Annotated in this window: 14 protein-coding genes and 1 pseudogene; 3 read left to right on the top strand and 12 right to left on the bottom strand. The window is 72.3% G+C overall.

All coding sequences use genetic code 11. The features are described from left to right. Positions 1-13 precede the first annotated feature (13 nt). The 7 genes from ABZS69_RS56335 to ABZS69_RS56305 all read right to left on the bottom strand — a co-directional run bounded on the left by ABZS69_RS56335 (position 14) and on the right by ABZS69_RS56305 (position 8,455). The gene (locus ABZS69_RS56335; protein WP_355389797.1) at positions 14-1,258 is read right to left on the bottom strand and encodes an alkaline phosphatase family protein; all 1,245 of its coding nucleotides are present in this window, start codon (positions 1,256-1,258) and stop codon (positions 14-16) included. Continuing rightward, positions 1,255-2,151 carry a LysR family transcriptional regulator gene (locus tag ABZS69_RS56330; RefSeq protein WP_355389795.1) on the bottom strand — a complete coding sequence of 299 codons (897 nt, stop codon included), beginning with the start codon at positions 2,149-2,151 and terminating at the stop codon, positions 1,255-1,257. The genes ABZS69_RS56335 and ABZS69_RS56330 overlap by 4 nt, the downstream gene beginning before the upstream one ends. After that, positions 2,148-3,536: a cation:dicarboxylase symporter family transporter gene (locus ABZS69_RS56325; RefSeq protein ID WP_355389917.1), complete on the bottom strand. Its 1,389-nt coding sequence runs from the start codon at positions 3,534-3,536 to the stop codon at positions 2,148-2,150. The genes ABZS69_RS56330 and ABZS69_RS56325 overlap by 4 nt, the downstream gene beginning before the upstream one ends. A gap of 714 nt (positions 3,537-4,250) precedes the next feature. Next, positions 4,251-4,955, bottom strand: coding sequence for a crotonase/enoyl-CoA hydratase family protein (locus ABZS69_RS56320; protein ID WP_355389793.1), 705 nt, complete (start codon positions 4,953-4,955; stop codon positions 4,251-4,253). A 26-nt stretch (positions 4,956-4,981) separates the two neighbouring features. Further along, positions 4,982-5,809, bottom strand: a complete 828-nt coding sequence (locus ABZS69_RS56315; protein ID WP_355389791.1) for a PIG-L family deacetylase — start codon at positions 5,807-5,809, stop codon at positions 4,982-4,984. Between the two features lie 95 nt (positions 5,810-5,904). Next, on the bottom strand, positions 5,905-7,305 hold the full coding sequence (locus ABZS69_RS56310) for a tetratricopeptide repeat protein (RefSeq protein WP_355389789.1): 1,401 nt from the start codon (positions 7,303-7,305) through the stop codon (positions 5,905-5,907). Between the two features lie 55 nt (positions 7,306-7,360). Continuing rightward, on the bottom strand, positions 7,361-8,455 hold the full coding sequence (locus ABZS69_RS56305) for a glycerophosphodiester phosphodiesterase (RefSeq protein ID WP_355389787.1): 1,095 nt from the start codon (positions 8,453-8,455) through the stop codon (positions 7,361-7,363). A gap of 122 nt (positions 8,456-8,577) precedes the next feature. On the opposite strand from ABZS69_RS56305, the gene ABZS69_RS56300 reads away from it, so the two are divergent. Next, positions 8,578-9,306: an SDR family NAD(P)-dependent oxidoreductase gene (locus ABZS69_RS56300; RefSeq protein ID WP_355389785.1), complete on the top strand. Its 729-nt coding sequence runs from the start codon at positions 8,578-8,580 to the stop codon at positions 9,304-9,306. Here the strand turns inward: ABZS69_RS56300 and ABZS69_RS56295 are convergent. From ABZS69_RS56295 to ABZS69_RS56280, 4 genes are read right to left on the bottom strand one after another with little or no spacing between them, the layout of a single operon-like run. Continuing rightward, positions 9,303-10,316, bottom strand: a complete 1,014-nt coding sequence (locus tag ABZS69_RS56295) for a LacI family DNA-binding transcriptional regulator (protein WP_355389783.1) — start codon at positions 10,314-10,316, stop codon at positions 9,303-9,305. The genes ABZS69_RS56300 and ABZS69_RS56295 overlap by 4 nt on opposite strands. A gap of 24 nt (positions 10,317-10,340) precedes the next feature. Continuing rightward, positions 10,341-11,168 carry an ATP-binding cassette domain-containing protein gene (locus ABZS69_RS56290; protein WP_355389781.1) on the bottom strand — a complete coding sequence of 276 codons (828 nt, stop codon included), beginning with the start codon at positions 11,166-11,168 and terminating at the stop codon, positions 10,341-10,343. Beyond that, entirely contained in the window at positions 11,165-12,127 is a 963-nt protein-coding gene (locus ABZS69_RS56285) for an ABC transporter permease (protein ID WP_355389779.1), read from the bottom strand. The genes ABZS69_RS56290 and ABZS69_RS56285 overlap by 4 nt, the downstream gene beginning before the upstream one ends. A gap of 10 nt (positions 12,128-12,137) precedes the next feature. Then, positions 12,138-13,127 carry a sugar ABC transporter substrate-binding protein gene (locus ABZS69_RS56280; RefSeq protein ID WP_355389777.1) on the bottom strand — a complete coding sequence of 330 codons (990 nt, stop codon included), beginning with the start codon at positions 13,125-13,127 and terminating at the stop codon, positions 12,138-12,140. A gap of 148 nt (positions 13,128-13,275) precedes the next feature. Here ABZS69_RS56280 and ABZS69_RS56275 point away from each other — a divergent pair, with 148 nt between their 5' ends. Next, on the top strand, positions 13,276-14,241 hold the full coding sequence (locus ABZS69_RS56275) for a carbohydrate kinase (protein ID WP_355389775.1): 966 nt from the start codon (positions 13,276-13,278) through the stop codon (positions 14,239-14,241). 3 nt (positions 14,242-14,244) lie between these two features. Here the strand turns inward: ABZS69_RS56275 and ABZS69_RS56270 are convergent, their stop codons facing one another. Next, a complete protein-coding gene (locus ABZS69_RS56270; RefSeq protein WP_355389773.1) occupies positions 14,245-18,354 on the bottom strand; it encodes a TIGR02680 family protein in 4,110 nt (1,369 codons plus the stop codon). 147 nt (positions 18,355-18,501) lie between these two features. On the opposite strand from ABZS69_RS56270, the pseudogene ABZS69_RS56265 reads away from it, so the two are divergent. Further along, a pseudogene (locus ABZS69_RS56265) lies at positions 18,502-19,299 on the top strand (transposase); the annotation flags it as partial. Between the last annotated feature and the right edge of the window lie 84 nt (positions 19,300-19,383).

The raw sequence follows: 19,383 nt of genomic DNA, 5'->3' as shown, positions 1-19,383 counted from the left end.
CGTCGACCTGCGGTTATCGCGGCCCGGTGACGGCGGTGTCGTCGAGGAGCAGGGCGTGCAGGTCCCGGCTGCGGAGGGTGTCGGCCCGGTAGCGCTCCACGTGGTCGCCGGTGGGCGGCCTGCTGACGATGATCGGAACGGGCTGTTCGTGGCGGCCGCCGTGGGAGCGCAGGTGTCCGTGGAGCCCGGTGAGGTCATGGGCGTGCGCGTGGCTGCCGAGGGCGGTGTCGGCGGACGCGGTGACGGCGAGGTCGCCGATGCGGTCGACGGGGTTCTCGTACAGCGTGGCGGAATCCTCGCGTCCCCAGATCTCCTCGATGCCGGGCAGGGCGGCGAGCACCTCGTGGGCGAGGGGGCGCGCCTGGGCGGGCAGGTAGATCCACGCGAACGAGCCGAGGGCTCCGTGGTGCCGGGTGTACGGGTCGGTGATGGGCAGGACGATCTCGTCGAAGGGGACGCCGGCCGCGGCGAGCACGTCACCGAGGTAGTGGACGCGAGGGTTGCCCTCGTGGTCGTGCTTGGCGTTCATGCCGTGGTCGGCGGTGATGCCCACGGTGAAGCCCTCGTCGAGATACTCGCCGAGCAGGGTGTCGAAAGCGGCGAAGAACCGGTCGGCGAGCGGGTCTCCGGGGGCGGCGGCGTGCTGGACCCGGTCGGTGAGGGAGACGTACAGCAGCCGGAGGTCGGGCCGGGCGCGGTAGACGGCCAGCGCGAGACGCATGGCGTAGTGGCTGGCCTCGGGGTCGTAGATGCCCGGCGCCGGCGCCCCGACCAGGGCCTGGAGGTCGTCGATGCCGTATTCGGGCAGGCCGGTCGACGCCGCGCGTTCGACGCTGACGCTGGGGACGCCGCCGTTGCCGAGCAGCAGGCGGAGTTTGTCCTTGGTGGTGACCATCAGGGTCAGCACGCCCGCCTGCTGGAGGACGGCGTGGATGCTGGGGGCGCGCAGGAACTCCGGGCTGTTGAGCAGTTGCAGCTCGCCGTTCTCGAGCCGGCAGTAGTTGCCGGGTATGCCGTGGATGGCCGGAGAGACGCCGGTGACGATGGACAGGTTGTTCGGGTTGGTCAGGGAGGGCATCTCGGAGGCGCCGCGGCGGAACTCCCCGCCCTCGTCGAGCATGCGTCGCAGTCGTGGCATCAGGCCCCGTTCGAGCGCGCCGGTGAAGTAGTCCGGGTCGCCGCCGTCGACGGTGAACACGACGGTGGGCTCGGCCGGGATGCGATAGCGGCGGCCGTTGACGATGACGGTGCCGGTCATGTGCCGGTCCTTTCTGTGACGAGGTCGACGAACAGTTCCTCGGGGACGGTCAACGGCCGGTCGCGGCGGCGGATGAGGCCGAGTCGCCGCGGTTCGGGCCCGGGTTCGATGCGCAGGCCGACCAGGCGGCCGGTGGCCAGCGCGTCCTGCACGGTGACCTCGGGCACCAGGGAGATCCCGAGCCCGTGCGCGACGGCGCCGACGATGGCGCTCGTGCTGGCGATGGTGCTCACGTGCAGGCCGGGGATGCGCCAGCGTTGCACCATCCGTTCCTGGTAGAGCCGGGTCGTCGACCCGGGCTCGCGCAGCAGCATCCGGCTGCCGCGCAGCAGTTGCGGGGAGGCTTCGGCGCCGGCCAGCGGGTGCGTACCGGCCGCGATCAGGATCTGCGGGTCGTGGGCGACCGTGGTGATCTCCAAGGCCCCGTGGTCCGTGTCGCCCGCGATGACGGCCAGCGGGAGCTCGCCGTCGACGACGCGACGAGTGATCTCGGCGGTGTTGTGGATGACGAGCTGCACCTCCATGCCGGGATAGCGACCGGTGTACTCGGTCAGCAGGCTGGGGAGCACGTGCTCACCGGCGGTCACGGTGCCGCCGATGGCGAGGATTCCGGCCGGCGGGCGGCAGCTCTCCCGGAGGAGGTGATCGGAGGCTTCGTCGGCGAGGGCGAGAATGCGCCGGCCGTAGTCCACCAGCACCTGCCCGGCGGGGGTGAGCCGGAGCTTCTTGCCGCCGCGATCGATGAGGATCGCGCCGGTCTCCGCCTCCAGGCGCTTCAGGTGGGTGGACAGGGTCGGCTGGGTCAGGCCGAGCTCGCGGGCGGCGGCGGAGAAGCTGCCGGTACGGGCGACGGTGACGAGCACCCGGAGCTGGTGCAGGGACGAGACGGTCATCGGTGCATCGTCGCTTCCGGCACCGCGGCGGGATCGGCGGGCCTCGAACCGCCGTCCGCGTCCTGCCGGGCGATGACGTGACCAGGTCGTTCGCCTGCCATGATGGCGCGCGCCGCGACGGGGTCGAGCTCCTTCTCCCAGCGGCCGATGGCCAGGCCGGCGACGGCGTTGCCGAAGGAGTTCACGACCGCGCGGCATTCGGACATGAACCGGTCGATACCGAAGACGAGCATGATGCCGGAGACCGGGATGAGCGAAAGGGAGGAAAGGGTGGTGGCGAGCATGACGAACCCGCCGCCGGTGACACCCGCCGTGCCCTTCGACGACAGCAGCATCACCGCCAGCAGCACCAGCTGCTGGCCGAAGGTGAGATGGATGCCGAGAGCCTGGGCGATGAACATGCTCGACAGCGTCAGGTAGATGCAGGTGCCGTCGAGGTTGAACGAATATCCCGCGCTCACGCTCATCCCGGCGGTGCCTTTCGAGATGCCGAGATTCTCCAGCTTGCGGACGATGCCCGGGATCGCGACCTCGGACGACGAGGAGCCCAGCGCGAGCAGGATCTCATCCCGGAAGTACCGGAACGTGCGCACCGGGTGGATCCGCAGCAGCAGGAGGATGCCGCCCAGCACCACGACCATGAAGACGAGGGACGTTCCGTAGAACGTCGCGATCAGCTTCAGCAGCGAGCCGACCGTGGCCGCCCCGTAGGTGCCGGTGGTGTACGCCATCGCCGCGAACACGCCGATCGGCGCGGCGTACGTCACCAGGCGGACCACGGTGAACAGCACGTCGGACAGCAGGTCGATGCCGCGCACGATCGGCGCGGCCCTGGGCCCGAGCAGCGACAGCGCCACGCCGAACAGGACCGCCAGGACCAGGATCTGCAGGATCGCCCCTTGCGCGAAGCTGTCCACCGCGTTGCCCGGGATCAGCTGCAGGACGTAGTCCCAGCCGTGCAGGTCCTTGCCCGCCTCGACCTTCCCGGCGACCTCGTCGCCGATCATGAGCGAGTTCGCCGCCACCTCCATGCCCGCGCCCGGCCGTACGAGGTTCACCACGACCAGGCCGAGCACGAGAGCGCAGGTCGTGACGGCCTCGAAGTACACGATGGACCGCACGGCGACCCTGCCGACCCGGCGCAGATCCACGATCGAGGCGATCCCGCCCACGACCATGCAGAACACGATCGGCCCCAGAAGCATCGTCAGCAGCTCCACGAACCCGTCGCCGAGCGGCTTCACCTGCTTGCCGACATCGGGCGCGATCAGCCCGGTCACGGCGCCGGCGACCATCGCGGCGAAGACCCACACATACAGCCGCCGATACCACCGGGCGCTCCCGCGCGGGCGATCGGGGGGCGTGCCGGCGACCCGGTCTGCCATGAACGTCACGGGATTTCCACCTCCTCCAGCTCGGTCAGCACCAGCTCACAGGCGCTGACCGAGCCATTGTGGAAACCCCCGCCCAATGGTTGCGCAAGCACAAGATGCCTTCAGATGAACGCATGCCGTCACCGCGATGTCGCCTCAATGACGCCCATTGAGAGCATTCGCAGTCGACGTCCGCCTGATCCGTGGCCGAGCCGCGACACCGGTCCCAGCGCGGGCGCGGGGGCGACTGGTCCGTCACGGCGGGCAGGGCGCGGGCGCAGGGAGCGGCCGATCCGTCACGCCGGACACAGCGCGGGCGCAGCGGGGCGGCCGATCCGTCATGGCGGGCCCGGCGCGGGCACCCGGGGGCCGACCGTGGACAAGGCGCCGTCGGCTCGCCGCCGTGGTGGGGCAGAGGACGGCGCTGGAGCAGGAGCGCGATGCCCAGACGGCGTCACCGCTCACCGGCGGCTCCTTGCCTTCCTCGGCCGCGCCGTCACCTTGGAGACCCGGACCGCCCGCTGATCCCTCCGCACCTCCGAGGCCCCCGACGCCCGTCCGCCGGGCCGCCCGTGCAGCGCTCGTGCGCCGGCGTGCCCAATGTCACCTCACGCAGCCGACTGCGCGACCTCGCCCCCGAGCCAGGCCAGGCGCGAGCTCCCCCCGAGCAAGCCAGCCCCGAGCCAGTGCCGGGGCCAGGCCGCCCCCGAGCAAGCCGACCCCGAGCTAGGCCGGGGGCCAGGTCGCCCCCGTGCCGAGTTCCTTCGCGATCCCCGACCGGATCGCCTCCAGCGTCTGCCGCCGGGCGCGTGCCTTGCTCGCCGCGTGTGCCTTCAGGTCCAGGGCGGTCAGCGCCTCGGCCGTCTCGCGGGCGGCCTCGGACACGCGGGCGGGCTCCACCACCCGGTCCAGGAACCCGGCCGCCACCGCGTCGTCGGGCGAGAAGGTCTCGGCCAGCAGCACCGCCCGCGTGAAGCACGCGGGCGTGAGCCGTTGCCGGACGATCTCGATCGCCGCGTACGGCATCGTGATGCCCATCGCCACCTCGTTGGCCACCAGCCGGTACGGCCCGGCCGCGCCCACCCGGTAGTCGGCCGACAGCAGCAGGAACGCACCCATCGCCACCGCGTGCCCCGTGCAGGCGGCCACCACCGGCGTCGGGAACGACAGCAGCCGCGCCGCCAGCTCGAACCCGCCCCGCACCATCGCCAGCGCCCCGTCACCGCCCGCCGCGAGCACCCTCAGGTCGAACCCGGCCGAGAAGACCCCCTCCCGGCCCTCCAGCAGCACGACCGCCGAGTCGGCGGCCGCCCGGTCGAGGGCGGCGCCGAGCTCGGTCAGCAGCTGGATCGAGATCGCGTTCACCTTGCCGTCGTCCATGGTGATGGTGGCGACGGAGTCTTTGAGCCGGTAGCCGACGAGGGTGCCCATAGGGCATAGAATAATGTTCTGGGACGCTAGGCGTCACGCAGTCCCGCGAACAGGTCGTCCTCGTGGTCGGGCGCGTCCACCTTGCACAGCTTCCGCTCGAACGCCTCGTGCGAGAACGCCTGCTGCTGCACCTCCTCCGGCATGCGGAGCAGGAAGATGTTTTCGCCCTGGCTCTCGTGCGCCCGCAGCGCCTTGAGCTTGCGCTCGACGAACGGCGCGATGTCGACGACGCTGGTGACCCGCTCGTCGGGGGTGCCGAAGTCGTCGGACGGCTCGAAGCCGCCGAGGTCGACGCCGTTGGCGCGCATCATCTCGAACATCTGCTTGATGCCGGAGCGAGGCATGGCCGTGTAGTAGAACTTGTCGGGAATGTCGGTCTGCTCGACCGCCGCCACCGTGACGCGGTGGGTCTGGACGTGGTCGGGGTGACCGTAACCGCCGCCGCCGGTCTCGTCGTAGGTCACCACGACCTGGGGCCGGTAGTGCTCCATCAACGCGGCGAGCTTGGCCGCGGCCGTCTCGACCGGCACGTTGGCGAAGGCGTCGGGGTGGGCGTTGGACTCCCAGCCCTCCATCCCGGAGTCGCGGTAGCCGAGCAGCTCCAGGTGGTCGATGCCCAGGTGGGACACCGACTCGCGCAGCTCGGCCAGGCGCCGCTCGGCCACCGCCGCGTCGTCGTGGCCGTCCTCGCCGGGCTTCACGCCGCCCTGGTCGTCGCCCTGCTCGCCGTTGGTGCAGGTGACCAGGACCGTGCGGACGCCTTCGTCGGTGTATCGGGCCAGGATGCCGCCGGTGCTCAGGCACTCGTCGTCGGGGTGGGCGTGTACGACCATCAGGGTGAGTTGCCGATCCATGGCTGGAAACACTACCCGCCGCCGCCGACAGTTCCCCGGCCGAGGCTGCCCACCGCCCAAGCCCAGCCCACAGGCCGGGACCATCCATCAGACGGCTAGGGCCGGCCGCCGTTCACGGCCAGTTCGCCGGCGTGCAGGCGGGCGGCCGCGGCGGCGCCCCGCTCACCCAGGGTGTCGGCGAGAGCCGCCTGCTTGAGCCAGTTGTACGGGCTGCACGGCCGGACGTTGACGCGCTCGCTCACCAGCACCCGCGCCACGTCCCCCCGCCCCGCCCGCAGGGCCGCCTCCAGCAAGGTCCTCTGCACGGCGTCCCGCTGCGCGTGGCTGCCGCCGAACTCGTTGACCCGGTGCCTGATCGGGTAGAGCAGATCCACGACCGCGGCGTAGTCGCCCCGCCCGAAGGCCACCAGCGAGCGGCACACCGGCAGGCCCACCCGGAGGGTCATGTCCACGTTGGTGACGCCCGGACGCGGCTCCAGCACGTACGCCTCGCGCGCCGCGACCAGCTTCTCCGCCTCCCCGATCAGCCCGGCACCCACGTACGACATGACCGCGTGCATGTCGTTGAACGCGTAGAACGGCTCGGCCACCCTGTCCGGCCACGCGTCGGCCAGCGCGCGCCAGCGCTCGTGCTGCTCGGAGCCCTCCAGGTGGAGGCGCCAGAGCAGGGCGGCGGCGTCCAGCAGCTCCATGCAGGACTCCCCGCCCGCGAGCACCGCGTCGTAGATCGCCAGCGCCCGCGCCTCGTCGCCGGACTCCAGCGCGTACAGGCAGTAGTGCCACCAGTTGTGGATGTTGAAGAACGTGCCGGTCGACCAGTCGGGCAGCCGCGCGTCGAGGTAGCGCACCCCCTCCCCGAACCGCCCCTGCATCTCGTACGTGTGCACCACCGCGTGGATGCCCCACACGTCGCGCGCGTTCAGCTCGACCGCCCGCAGGCCGACCTCCTCCGACCGGTCGTAGTGCCCCGCCTCCTCCAGCCCGAACGCGTACATCCCCAGCACGTGGCCGAAGTGCCGGTCGTCCTCCCGCCAGGCGTTCAGCGCCCCACCGATCCGGTCGCGCAGCGAGCGCGCGTCGCCGGTGAAGAAGTCGACCTGGTGCCCGGCCGCCAGCGCCAGGGCGTCGCGCGGGTGCTCCACGGTGATCTCGGCGAGCAGCCGCCCGCAGGTCAGCCAGTCGCCGTCGAGCAGCGCCCGCACGGCCGCCACGTGGGCGCGCTCGCGGGGCAGCAGCGAGGCCGAGCCGGTCCTGTCCTGGAACGCGCCGAACCGCGCCCGCGCCTTCCGCGCGTCCTCCGCCTCGGTGCTGAGCAGCCCGAGGTACGCGCTCAGCACGTTGCCCATCGGGAAGTCGGGCGAGTCGGCCAGCGCCGCCTTGGTCTCGGCGACGACCTCCACCCGGAAGTGCAGCAGTTCGTCGATCGCGCGGTCGTAGTGCCGCACCGCGGCGGCGCCGGCCCCGGTCATCGCCAGGCCGTGCTGGTCGTTCCTCACCGGACCAATGTACCCACTGATCCGGTGGGGAATAGGGCCGGCGCCCTTCGCGTCCCTACGCCGACCGCCCGCTCACCACGGCCCTGCCCATGGCGGGGTCGTCGCAGAAGGCCCCGTCGATGCCCAGGTCGACGAGCTTCGACAGCCACCCCATCACGTTCCCGGTGGCCCGGGGGTAGACGGGGCTGGCCGGGTTGCCGAGCCGGTAGTCGGCGGGCAGCTGGGAGTTCTCGTTCCGTACCGTCCAGACGTGCACCTGCAGCCGGCGCCGGTGCGCGTCGGAGACCAGCGTGGTGGGTTCGAGGGTCTTGCCCGAGGCGTCCTGGGGCACCACGCGCCGCGTGTCCACCCCGATCCCGTTCGCGTACGCGGCCACCTCGCGCAGCCCGTCCGGCTTGACCATGTCGTCGTAGGTGCGGGTGCTGCCGGAGGCGACCCAGTCGTACGGCGCGCCGCCGAACGTGATCAGCTGGATCAGCGGCAGGCGGGTCTTGGAGCGCAGGTCACGCAGGTTCGCGGTCTCGAAGGACTGGATGTACGCCTTGCGCACGCGGTACCGGTTCAGCACCTCCAGCAGCGGCTCCTCCAGCGACAGGCCGATGGAGTCGAAGTACGTCGGGTGCTTGGTCTCGGGGTAGACGCCGACGCCGTGCTGCTGGGCCAGCTGCACGACCTCCTCGAACGTCGGGATCTCCGGCAGCCCGTCGAACGCGGTGTTGTCCGGCCGCAGGTCGGGGACGCGCTCCTTGGCGCGCAGCGTCTTCAGCTCGGCCAGCGTGAAGTCCTCGGTGAACCAGCCGGTGACCGGCCGGCCGTCCACGGTCTTGGTGGTGCGCCGGCCGGCGAACTCCGGGTGCGCGGCCACGTCGGTCGTGCCGGAGATCTCGTTCTCGTGCCTGGCCACCAGCACGTGGTCCTTGGTCGAGACGAGGTCGGGCTCGATGTAGTCGGCGCCCATGGCGATGGCGGTCTCGTACGAAAGGAGCGTGTGCTCAGGCCGGTGGGCGCTCGCGCCCCGGTGGCCGATCACGATGGGTGCGGCGCCGCGGCGGTCGGCCGTGGCGGGGGTCGTCTGGGTCAGCACGACGGCGACGGTACCGCCGGCGACGACTCCGGCCAGCACACTCGCGAGTAACCTGCGCATTCTCATGCGCGCACCGTAGACCGGCCAGGTGGACCGCGAGTTACGCGTGAGCACACAGTGGAAGACGTACGGAAACGCCCCATTCCAACCTGCCGTCAGCTCCTCTGTCACGAGGAAGACTGGGTGACATGACCCAACTCACTGGCCGGGTGGCCCTGCTGACCGGCGCGTCGGGCGGCATCGGGCAGGCGATCGGACGCCGCCTCATCGCCGCCGGAGTCAGGACCGCCTTCACGTACGGCAGCCGCTCCGAGCACGCCGACGACCTGGTGGCGCGGGGGCGGGCCGCCGGCGTGGACGCGATCGCGCTCCCGGGCGACCTGGCCGACCCGCAGGTCCCGGTCGCCCTGCTGCGCGCCACGGCCGACGCGCTCGGCCCCGTCGACCTGCTGATCTCCAACGCCGGCTACGCCATCCAGCAGGAGTACACGGCGGTGGACGCGGTGACGTGGGAGCACACGATGGCGGTCAACCTGCGCGCCCCGTTCCTGCTGGCGCAGCACGCGCTGCCGGGGATGGCGGAGCGGGGGTTCGGGCGGGTGCTGTTCATGTCGTCGATCGCGGCCTTCACCGGCGGCAGCGTCGGCCCGCACTACGCCGCGTCCAAGGCGGGCCTGCACGGCCTGATCCACTTCCTGGCCGCCCGCGTGGCCGCGCAGGGCGTGACCGTCAACGCGCTGGCGCCCGCCCTGATCGAGGAGACCGCGATGCTCCCGGCCACGGCGAGCCCGGGCCGTGTCCCGGTCGGCCGCTTCGGGCGTCCGGAGGAGGTCGCCGACCTGGCCCTGGCCGTCCTGCGCAACGGCTACCTGACCAGCCAGGTCCTCAGCCTGGACGGCGGCGTCTACCCCCGCTAGCCCCGGGCGGCGGGCAGCTCGCCCGAGCCACGGACGACGAGCCGGGTGGGCACCATCGTCCTGCGGGCCTTGGAGCGGTCGCCGTCGAGCCGCGCCAGCACCAGCTCGGCCGCCGCGGCCCCCATCCGCGCCGGGTCCTGGGCCACGACCGTCAGCGGCGGGTCCAGGCACTCGGCCAGGGGCAGGTCGTCGAAGCCCACCAGCGCCACATCCCTGCGGCGGGCCCGCGACAGCGCCACCACCGCGCCCGTGGCGGCCAGGTTGTTGCCCGCGAACAGGGCCGTCGGCGGATCGTCGAGGTCTAAAAGCCGCATCGTCGCCCGGGCCGCCGCCTCCTGGTCGTGGCCCGTCTCCGCCAGGCTCCGGTCGAACGGCAGGCCCGCGCCTTCGAGCGCGTCGCGGTAGCCCTGGAACCGCTCGCGGCGGGTGTAGAGGGCGGCGGGCACGTCGCCGACGAAGCCGATCCGGCGGTGGCCGTGGGCGATCAGGTGGGCGACGCCGGCCCTGGCGCCCTCCCGGTTGGCGCTGACCACGCTGTCGGCGGTCAGGCCGACGGCGGGCCGGTCGAGGAAGACGATGGGCAGGCCCGCCACGCGTTCGTTGCGCAGGTGGCGGTGGTCGCTGGTGGCCGAGGGGACCACCATGAGCGCGCTCACCCTGCGGGCCAGGAACGTCGCGATCAGCGACTGCTCCAGGTCGGCGGTCTCGCTGGAGTTTCCGACAATGAGGGTGAGGCCGCGGGCGCGGACGGCGCTCTCGATGCCGCCCGCGACCGTGCCGAAGAACGGGTTGCCCATCTCGGGGATGACCAGGCCGATCGCGGCGTCGCGCGCGCCGACCCGCATGTTGCGGGCCATCAGGTTGGGCTGGTAGCCCAGCTTCCTGACGGCCGCCATGACGCGCTCGCGGGTTTCGACGGCGACCGGGCCGTCGTCGTTGAGCACCCGCGAGACCGTCTTCGCCGTGACGCCGACCTCACGCGCCACATCTGTCATCGTCGGACGCCGCATTGCGCCCATGTTAGTGGCCGCCCATCAGGACAACCCGATCGCCTCCGCCGCGCCCTGATCCGCCACCACGGCCTTGCCCTCCGAGACCTGGAGGGCGCCGGTCATGATGGCCACCACCTCGGCCATGCTGTGGTCGCCCGGCTTGATCTGGGCGACCCGGCGGCCGAGCCGCTGGACATGGATGCGGTCGGCGATCTCGAACACGTGCGGCATGTTGTGGCTGATCAGCACGACCGGCGTGCCCCCGTCGCGGACCCGTTTGATCATGTCGAGCACCTGGCCGGACTCCTTGACGCCGAGCGCGGCCGTGGGCTCGTCCATGACCACGACGTGCGTGGCCCACGCCACCGCCCGGGCCACGGCCACGCCCTGCCGCTGGCCGCCGGACAGCGACTCGACGGGCTGGGTGAGCGAGCGCAGCCCGATCTTGAGGTCGGCCATGTGCCGGGCGGACTCCTCGCGCATGCGCTTCTTGTCGAGCAGGCGGAAGACGCTGCCGAGGATGCCGGGCTTGCGCAGCTCGCGGCCGAGGAACATGTTCGTGGCGATGTCGAGCGAGGCCGCGACCGCGAGGTCCTGGTAGACGGTCTCGATGCCCTTCCTGCGCGCCTCCAGCGGGTCGCGGAAGCGCACCGGCTCGCCGTCGAGCAGGATCTCGCCGGTGTCGGGCTGGAGCGCGCCCGTGAGCGCCTTGATGAGGCTGGTCTTGCCGGCGCCGTTGTCGCCGATGACGGCGAGCACCTCGCCGGGCAGCAGCTCGAAGTCGGCGCCGTCGAGCGCGGTCACGTGGCCGTACCGCTTCACCAGGCCCCGAGCCTGAAGAACGGGGGTCTGGAGGACGGGGGTCGTCATCGGTTCCTCCTGCGGGAGAGCTGGTCGACGGCGACGGCGAGGATCACCAGGACGCCGGTGATGAGCGTCTGGTAGATCGACGGTACGCCCATCAGCTGCAGCCCGTTGCGGAACACCCCGACGATGAGCGCTCCGACGAGCGTGCCGATCACCAGGCCGCGGCCGCCGAACAGGCTCGTCCCGCCCAGGACGACCGCGGTGATGCTGTCCAGGTTGTCGGTCTGGCCGGCCTGCGGGTCGCCCACTCCGGTACGCGAGACCAGCAGCAGGGCGGCGATGCCGTACACGAAGCCGGCCAGCGTGTAGACGCCGATGGTCAGGCGGCTCGTCCTGATGCCGGTCAGGCGGGCCACCTCGGGGCTGTTGCCGAGCGCGTACACGTGGCGGCCCCACGCCGTGGAGCCGAGCAGGTACGCGAACAGCAGGAACAGCAGGATCGTCAGCAGCGAGCCGTAGGTGACGTTCGTCTGCCCGACCTGGAACGTCTGGCCGAGGAACGTCAGCAGCGGCGGCAGGTCCGTGACCGTCTGCTCGTTGGAGTAGATGTGGGTCAGGGCGAAGACCACGTTCAGCATGCCGAGCGTCACGATGAACGGCGGCAGCGAGATCCGGGTCACCAGCAACCCGTTGACCAGCCCGAACCCCGCGCAGACGGCGAGCCCGGCGACGATCGCGGGGACCGGCGGCAGGCCGCTGTCCACGGCCAGCTTGGTCATCACGATGCCGCCGAACGCCATGATCGCGCCGTTGGACAGGTCGATGCCCGCGGTCAGGATGATCAGCGTCTGGCCGATGGCCAGCGTGCCGACCACCATGACCTGCTGGATGATCAGCGAGAAGTTCGGGCCGGTGAGGAACTGGTCGGTCCTGAGCGCGAAGAACGCGCAGGCCAGGACGAGCGCGGCCAGCGGACCCGCGACGGGGGTCGAGATCAGGCGGCGCGGCAGCGTCGCTTCCATGACCGCCATGTCAGCCCCAGCAGTTCGCCAGGCCGAAGACCGTGTCCTTGGCCTCGACGCCGGACGCGGGCTTGTCGGTGATCAGGGTGACGCCGGTGTCGGTGTAGCCGGAGGCCTTCTTGCCGGTCTTGGCGAACTCCGACACCGCCTTGACGCCGTCCTCGGCCATCTTCAGCGGGTACTGCTGGCTCGTGGCGGCGATCTCGCCCGACTTCACGGCCTTGGTGCCGGTGCAGCCGCCGTCCACGGAGACGATCAGCACGTCCTTCTCGCGGCCCTTGGCCTTCAGCGCCGTGTACGCGCCCAGCGCCGCGGGCTCGTTGATCGTGTAGACGAGGTTGATGTCGGGGGCCTTCTGCAGGCAGTTCTCCATGGCGGTCTGTCCCTTCGCCTGGTCGCCCCTGGTGTCCTGGGAGCAGACGACGGACGGGTCGCCCTCCGCGATCCCGTACCCCTTCAGGAAGCCGTCGTGCCTGAGCTGGCCGACGGTGATGCCGGGGGCCAGGTCGAGGGTGGCGATCTTGGCGGGCTTCCCGGCCATGGCGGCCTTGGCGTACTGGCCGATCAGCTCGCCGGCCTTGAGGTTGTCGGTGGCGAACAGCGCGTCCGTGGCGTCCTGCGGGTCCGTCGGTGTGTCCAGGGCGATGACGAGCACGCCCGCGTCGCGGGCCTTCTTGACGGCGGGCACGATGGCCTTGGTGTCGCTCGGCGTGATGAGGATGCCCTTCACCCCGGCGGCGACCATGTTCTCGATGGCAGTGATCTGAGAGGCGTTGTCGCCGTCGAACTTGCCGGCCGCGGTCATCAGCTCCATGCCGTTGGCCTGGGCCGACTTCTGGGCGCCCTCCTTCATCTTCACGAAGAACGGGTTGGTCTCGGTCTTGGTGATGAGGCCGACCTTGGGCGTCGCGGAGGCGCTCTGCCCGCCGCCTCCGCCCCCGCCACATCCGGTGACGAGAAGGGCGGTGACCAGGAGTCCGGCCGAAATCTTTGCGTTCATTGGCGGTTCCTATCAGGGGGGACCCGATGTCATCGTTGACATATGTCAACGTTGACATCCGCTGTGCTGTGATGATGGACTCCCATCCGAGAAACGTCAATGCCCCCATGCCGTAACAAATCGGCAACGTGCCTGAAAGGCAGGCCCGATGATCGCTGTCCTGGGCGAGTGCGTCGCCGACGGTTTCACCGCCCGCTCCCCCGGCGACCGCCCCCCGGCCGAACATGGTGGGGAGGCGCTGGAGCTGGGGTTGCGGGTGCTGCCAGGTGGCGGGCCCGCGAACACGGCGGTGGCGCTGGCCCGGCTCGGAACCCCCGCCCGCTTCCTCGGCCGCATCTCCGGCGACGTGTTCGGCGAGCTGTTCCGCCGCCGCCTCACCGCCTCGGGCGTCGACCTCTCGGCCTCCGTCGACGCCAAGGAGCCCAGCACGCTCGCCGTCGCCGCTCTCGACACCGGCGGCCAGGCCGAGTACACCTTCTACGCCGACGGCACCGCCGACTGGCAGTGGACCCCGTACGAGCTGGACCTGGACCGCCTCGGCCCGGTCGCCTGCCTGCACACCGGATCGCTCGCCCTGGCCAAGGAGCCGGGCCGGGCGGCGGTGGAGGCGTTCGCGCGGGAGGCCGCCGGGCGCGCCACGATCTCGATCGACCCGAACGTCCGCCCCAGCCTCGCCTCCAGGGCCGACTACCCGGTGTCTCGCTGGTGCGAGTGGACCGACATCCTCAAGCTCAGCGCGGACGACCTGGACTTCCTGCAGCCCGGCGTGCCGGTGGAACGTGCCTGCGACGCCTGGCACGCCGCCGGCGCCCGCCTGATCGTCGTCACGAAGGGCGCGGCGGGCGCGCTGGTGTCCCTGGACGGCGAGCGGGCGTCGGTGCCGGCGCCGCGGGTGACCGTGGTGGACACGGTCGGCGCGGGCGACTCCTTCACCGCGGGCCTCCTGCACGGCCTCGCCGCCGAGGGGCTCCTGGGGGGCCGCCTGGACGGCCTGGACCTGGCGACGGCGGTGGCGGCGGCCGAGTTCGCGGCCAGGGTGGCGGCGCTGACGTGCTCGGTCGCGGGCGCCAACCCGCCCTGGGCCGCGGAGCTCACGACGGGTGGGCCCGGGTAGCGGTCATTCCGTCGGGACCGTCCGGTAGCCGTTCCACACGAAGCGGGCGGTCGTCACGGCATCGTCCCCGTCGCCGGTGATGAGCTGGTGGACGGCGATCCCGTCGAGCTCGCGGTACTCGCACCACTCGTGGTCGGACGTGAGCACCAGGTCCAGCCCCAGGTTCACCAGCAGGTCGAACACCTGCCCCCGGTTCGTCTTGTCCACCCCCACGAACACCTCGTCCAGCAGGATGAACCGAGGGCAGCCCGGATCGCTCTGGTAGTGCGCGGCCACGGCGGCGAACAGCGGCAGGTGCAGCGCGATCGCCTTCTCCCCTCCTGACAGGGCCCCGTGCAGCTTCCTGGTGAGGTCCTGCCAGCCCTGCCCGTCGCCGCGGTCCAGCTTGACCACGAACCGGTGCCAGGCCGTGTAGTCGAGCACCTTCATGAGCTGGTCCTCCCAGCTCGCCGACGAGTTGTCGGCCCGCGCCTCCTCCACCCGGTCCCTGAAGAAGACGTACAGGGCCTCCCTGTCGGCCTCGTCCAGCCCGGCCGGGTCACGCAGCAGCAGGTCGCGGGCGGCCCGGGTGCCGGGCGACTGGGTGGGATCGACCTGCCACACCAGCCGGACGGCCACCCGGGAGGCGGTGCGGACGCGTTCGAGGCGCTGGTTCATGCCCTCCACCAGCGCGGTCGCCTGCCTGATCCGGTCGGCGAGGTGCCGCCGCGTGTCACCGGCCAGCGTCCGGTCGAACAGGTCCCGCTCCGCCTCCGTGATGTCCGAGCGCCGCTCGTCGCGCTCCTCGCGCAGCGCCTCGCTGAGCGCGGCGGCCCCCGCCCGGACGCCGCCGACGGCGGCGGTCAGCAGCTGCACGTCCTCGTCGGGCGTCAGCTCCAGGTCCGCCCGGTCGGCGAGGATCTCCCTGGCGTGGTGGAAGGCGTCCTGCAGCCGCGCCTCGGCCTCCTTGACGTTCTTCTGCTCGTACGGCACCGCCGCGAGCTGCTCGGCCACGGCCTTCGCCGACACCAGCACGGCCCGCACCCCGGCGTCGCGCGCCAGCTCGGCCGTCACCCGCGCGTCCTCCGCCAGGTGCCCGGCCGTCAGGGCGCGGAACCGTTCGGACACCTCGTCCCTCGCCCGCCCCGCCTCGGCGTGCTTCTCCTCGGCCGTGCCCAGCTCGCCCCTGAGCTCGCCGAGCCGGGCGTGCAGCCGGGCCAGGTCGTCGTTGACCGAGCGGATGAGGCGGCGGCAGGTCTGGTACGCGGCCTGCGTCTCCTGCAGCCGCTCCAGCACGCGCAGGTGCTCGGCGCCGACCGTGGACTCGACGGCCGCGAGCTTCTCCGCCAGCGTGACGGCGCCCGCGGCGGCGTCCTCGGCGCGTTCGACGGCCCGGACGGCGAGGTCCTGGTACTCGCCCGCGGTCTCGGCGACGTGCTCGGCGCGCTCCGCGGCGGCGCGGGCGTCGGCGCGGCGGTCGTGCCAGGCGGTGCCGGCCGTCTCGGCGGTGCGCAGGGCCTCTTCGAGGTTGTCGAGCGCGGGCAGCGCGGTGGGCAGGGCGTGGCCGGCCGCCAGCTCGGTGAGCCGCCGCAACGACCCGCCGACCTCCTTCTCCCGGTCGTGCAGGCGCTGCTCGTAGGCCCTGAGCTGGTCTTCGAGCAGCGCGACCTTCTTCACCGCCCCGTCGAGCGCGTCGAGGGCGTCGGCGTACCGCCGCCTGCCGGGCCTGCGCCGCAGCTCGGCGGCCAGGCTGTCGCGGTCGGCGTCGACCACGGCGAGCAGGTGGTCGCACTCGGCGACCGTGCCGGCCAGCTCGCCGAGCCGGTCGTCCAGCTCGGCGACGCGGCGGCGCCGAGCGCGCTCGCGGGCGGTGGCGCCGATGTAGGAGGGCTCGGGCTTGACCCAGCGGCCCGCGGCGGGGCCGAGCCGCCAGGTGCCGTCGGCGCCGACGACCGCGGGGTGGTCGACGCCGATCGCGCTGGGCGCGAACGCGATGCCCGCCAGCACCTTGTCGGCCTTCACCGGGGAGTCCGCCTCCGTGAGCAGCACGTGGGCCAGGCTGTAGCCGGGCGCGGGCTTGGCCAGCGCGGCCACGGCGAACGCGTCGTGCTCCCCCGCGTCGAACCCGCCGTCCGGGCGCAGCCACAGGTCCAGCAGGCCCGCCGCCTCCAGCGCCGCCTCCACGCCCGCCTGGGCGACGGGGTCGAGGCCCGACCTGAACGCCACGGCCCGCCACAGCGGGGCGCCCGGGCGTCCCTGCCTGGCGGCCATGTCGCGGGCGTGCGTGGCGCGCGGGTCGAGGACGGCCCGGTCGTTGAGGCGCTCGCGTTCGCGGGTCAGCTCGGAGCGCTCGGCCAGCAGCTTGTCGCGCAGGCCGGTCAGGTGCTGCTCGCGGGCGGCCAGCTTGACGGCCGCCACCGTACGCGCGGCGCCGACCAGCTCGTCGGCCTGCTCGAACCGCTCCACCGCGCCCGCCAGCTCGTCCGCGCCGAGCTTGAGCTGCGCGCAGCCGGCCGCCCATTCGCCCAGGGCGGCGGACAGGTTGGCGGCCCGCTCGTCGCGCAGCCGCTCGGCCTCGTCGTGGGCGGTCTGGGCGGTGGCGAGGTCGTCGCGGGCGCGGTCGCGGTCCTGCTCGGCGGCGGTGCGCCGGTTGATCGCCTCCTGGTGCTCGACGGCTCCGGCGCGTACCTCCCGGATCTGGGCGGCGCGGCTGGTGACCGCGGCCCGCAGCAGCTCCCGCGCCCGGTGCACGGCTTCCGCACCGTCGGCGGCGGGCCCCGGCCCGGGCCGTCCGCCCTCCGGGGACGCGCCGCCGTGATCGCCCTCCTCGGCCTCCTGGGGAGAGCCCGCCCGCTCGGACTCCTCGTGGGCGGCCAGCAGCCCCGCGCGTTCGGCGGCGTGGCGGGCCTCGATCCTGGAACGTTCCGACAGGGCGGCGGCGGTGCGGGCGACGGCTTCGGCCCGCGCCGACAGCTCCTGCTTGGCCGCGGCGGAGCGGGCCGCCGCCCCCGCCTGGTCGCGCAGCCGGGCGGCCGTCTCGTGGGCGGCCTGGGCCTCCGTGCGGAGCCGGTGCAGCTCGGAGCCCGCCCGGTACGCCTCGCTCTCCTTGAGCCCGTCGATCTGCGCGGCCAACGCCAGCTCCTGCGCCTCCTCCTCCCCGAGCCGCACGGTCGTGGCGTTCAGCTCGCCCTCGGCCTCCTTGAGCGCCTCGCGCTTGGCCTTGGCCTCGGCCGCCAGCGCGTCGAGGGCGTGCCCCGCGGACGTCACCGCGGCCGCGGCGGCGCGCAGGACGCGCTGGGCGTAGCCGCGCTGGCGGCCCGCCAGCCGGTCGGCCTCCTCCACGTCGCGGTCGAGCAGGCGCAGCTCCTCGCGCTGCCGGTCGAGCCGCTCGAACCCCTCGGCGATCTCGTGGATCTCCCCCTCGCCGAGCGGCGGCAGGGCGCTCGACAGCAGGTCGGACAGCAGGCCGGGGTCGAGGCGTTCGGAGAGCTTGGGGGTGCGCAGCTGGCGCAGGGCGGTGAGGAGCGAGTCGTAGCGCTGCTCGTTGAGCGCCCGGTAGAGCGTCTGGCGCACGACGGAGCGGTAGGCGTCGGCGGACTCGTGGACCTTGCCCGAGCTGCCGAGCTCCTCGGCGAGCTGCGCCCTGGTCAGGGGCTGGCCGCCTTCGCCGGTGAGCCGGATGCCGTCGGGGGCGTCGACTCGGGCCTCGGTCGTGAAGTACGCGGCGGTGACGTTCTTGGTGTGGACGGTGGCCTGGAGCCGGGCGCCGCAGGTGAACCAGCGCCCGTCGGCGTGCCGGAACTCCAGCCACACGTAGCCGACCCGGGTGGTGCCGGTGGCGCCGTCGCCCATGAGGTTCCAGTGCATGGTGCGCTCGGTGCCGCCGAACGTGGACAGCCTGCTCGGCTTGAGACTGGCGTCGAGCACGTACGGGAGCAGCAGCTCCAGCACCTTGGACTTGCCGCTGCCGTTGGGCCCGCGCAGCAGCAGCCGGCCCCGGTGGAACTCGAACACCTCGTCGTAGTAGCGCCACACGTTGAGGATCCCCGCGCGTACGGGGACCCAGCGGGCGTCCATGCCCTGCGCGGCACGCGTGCCGGCGGCGAGTGCGGCGGTGAGCTCCGTGACCGTCATCGGGTACCTCCAAGGAGACCTCCGCCTTCAGGCGGAGGAGGAATTGGACTCCTGCGGAGCAGGGCAGGGTGAGGCGATTGGTTGCCAGGCGGACCGCTGTATCGAACATCCGGGCGAGAATTGCCTGATCGTGTGAGAATGTGAGGCGTGGCGCAGACCGTGAAGCGGGCCTACAAGTACCGCTTCAACCCGACCCCCGAGCAGGCTGAAGAGCTTGCCCGGACGTTCGGTTGTGTGCGTCTGGTCTACAACAAGGCGCTGGAAGAGCGCACCCGCGCCTACGCGCTGGAAGGGCGCCGGGTCTCCTACGTGGAGTCGTCGGCCGCGCTGACGGCGTGGAAGCGCGGTGGCGAGTACGACTTCCTGTCGGAGGTGTCGTCGGTGCCGTTGCAGCAGGCGCTGCGGCATCTGCAGGCGGCGTTCGCGAACTTCTTTGCCAAACGCGCCAAGTACCCCACGTTCAAGTCGCGCAAGAAGTCGCGGCTGTCGGCGGAGTACACCCGCTCGGCGTTCCGCTGGCGCGAGGGCCGGTTGACGCTGGCGAAGATGGACGCGCCGCTGGACATCGTGTGGTCGCGTCCGCTTCCCGAGGGGGCCGAGCCGTCCACGGTCACCGTCTCCCGGGACGCGGCCGGGCGGTGGTTCGTCTCCGTCCTGGTCGAGGAGAAGATCGCGCCGCTGGCGCCGGTCGAGCAGAACGTGGGCGTGGATGCGGGCGTCACGGCGCTGGCCACGCTCTCGACCGGTGAGAAGATCGTCAACCCGCGTCACGAGCGCCGCGATCGGCGCAAGCTGGCCAAGGCCCAGCGGGCGCTCGCTCGCAAGGAGAAGGGATCGAAGAACCGGGCCAAGGCCCGGCTGCGGGTGGCGAAGGTGTACGCCCGGATCGCCGACCGGCGCCGGGACCATCTGCACAAGCTTTCGACTCGGCTCGTCCGTGAGAACTGTGAGGATGAGGGTGTGCCGCTTCGAGCCTCGGCTTGACCCGCGTGAGAGCAGACCATGGTGTCCTTGTTTGGATCTGTCGGC

The sequence above is a fragment of the Nonomuraea sp. NPDC005650 genome, from assembly GCF_040605375.1.
Taxonomy (GTDB): Bacteria; Actinomycetota; Actinomycetes; order Streptosporangiales; family Streptosporangiaceae; genus Nonomuraea.
Note: the sequence above shows the minus strand (reverse complement) of the source record. Positions and strands in the feature narration are given on the sequence as shown.

Bases quoted from the DNA above. Each gene is read 5' to 3' on its own strand.
- ABZS69_RS56335 (WP_355389797.1), bottom strand. From the start codon at position 1,258: ATGACCGGCACCGTCATCGTCAACGGCCGCCGCTATCGCATCCCGGCC.
- ABZS69_RS56330 (WP_355389795.1), bottom strand. From the start codon at position 2,151: ATGACCGTCTCGTCCCTGCACCAGCTCCGGGTGCTCGTCACCGTCGCC.
- ABZS69_RS56325 (WP_355389917.1), bottom strand. From the start codon at position 3,536: ATGGCAGACCGGGTCGCCGGCACGCCCCCCGATCGCCCGCGCGGGAGC.
- ABZS69_RS56320 (WP_355389793.1), bottom strand. From the start codon at position 4,955: ATGGGCACCCTCGTCGGCTACCGGCTCAAAGACTCCGTCGCCACCATC.
- ABZS69_RS56315 (WP_355389791.1), bottom strand. From the start codon at position 5,809: ATGGATCGGCAACTCACCCTGATGGTCGTACACGCCCACCCCGACGAC.
- ABZS69_RS56305 (WP_355389787.1), bottom strand. From the start codon at position 8,455: ATGAGAATGCGCAGGTTACTCGCGAGTGTGCTGGCCGGAGTCGTCGCC.
- ABZS69_RS56300 (WP_355389785.1), top strand. From the start codon at position 8,578: ATGACCCAACTCACTGGCCGGGTGGCCCTGCTGACCGGCGCGTCGGGC.
- ABZS69_RS56295 (WP_355389783.1), bottom strand. From the start codon at position 10,316: ATGCGGCGTCCGACGATGACAGATGTGGCGCGTGAGGTCGGCGTCACG.
- ABZS69_RS56290 (WP_355389781.1), bottom strand. From the start codon at position 11,168: ATGACGACCCCCGTCCTCCAGACCCCCGTTCTTCAGGCTCGGGGCCTG.
- ABZS69_RS56285 (WP_355389779.1), bottom strand. From the start codon at position 12,127: ATGGAAGCGACGCTGCCGCGCCGCCTGATCTCGACCCCCGTCGCGGGT.
- ABZS69_RS56280 (WP_355389777.1), bottom strand. From the start codon at position 13,127: ATGAACGCAAAGATTTCGGCCGGACTCCTGGTCACCGCCCTTCTCGTC.
- ABZS69_RS56275 (WP_355389775.1), top strand. From the start codon at position 13,276: ATGATCGCTGTCCTGGGCGAGTGCGTCGCCGACGGTTTCACCGCCCGC.
- ABZS69_RS56270 (WP_355389773.1), bottom strand. From the start codon at position 18,354: ATGACGGTCACGGAGCTCACCGCCGCACTCGCCGCCGGCACGCGTGCC.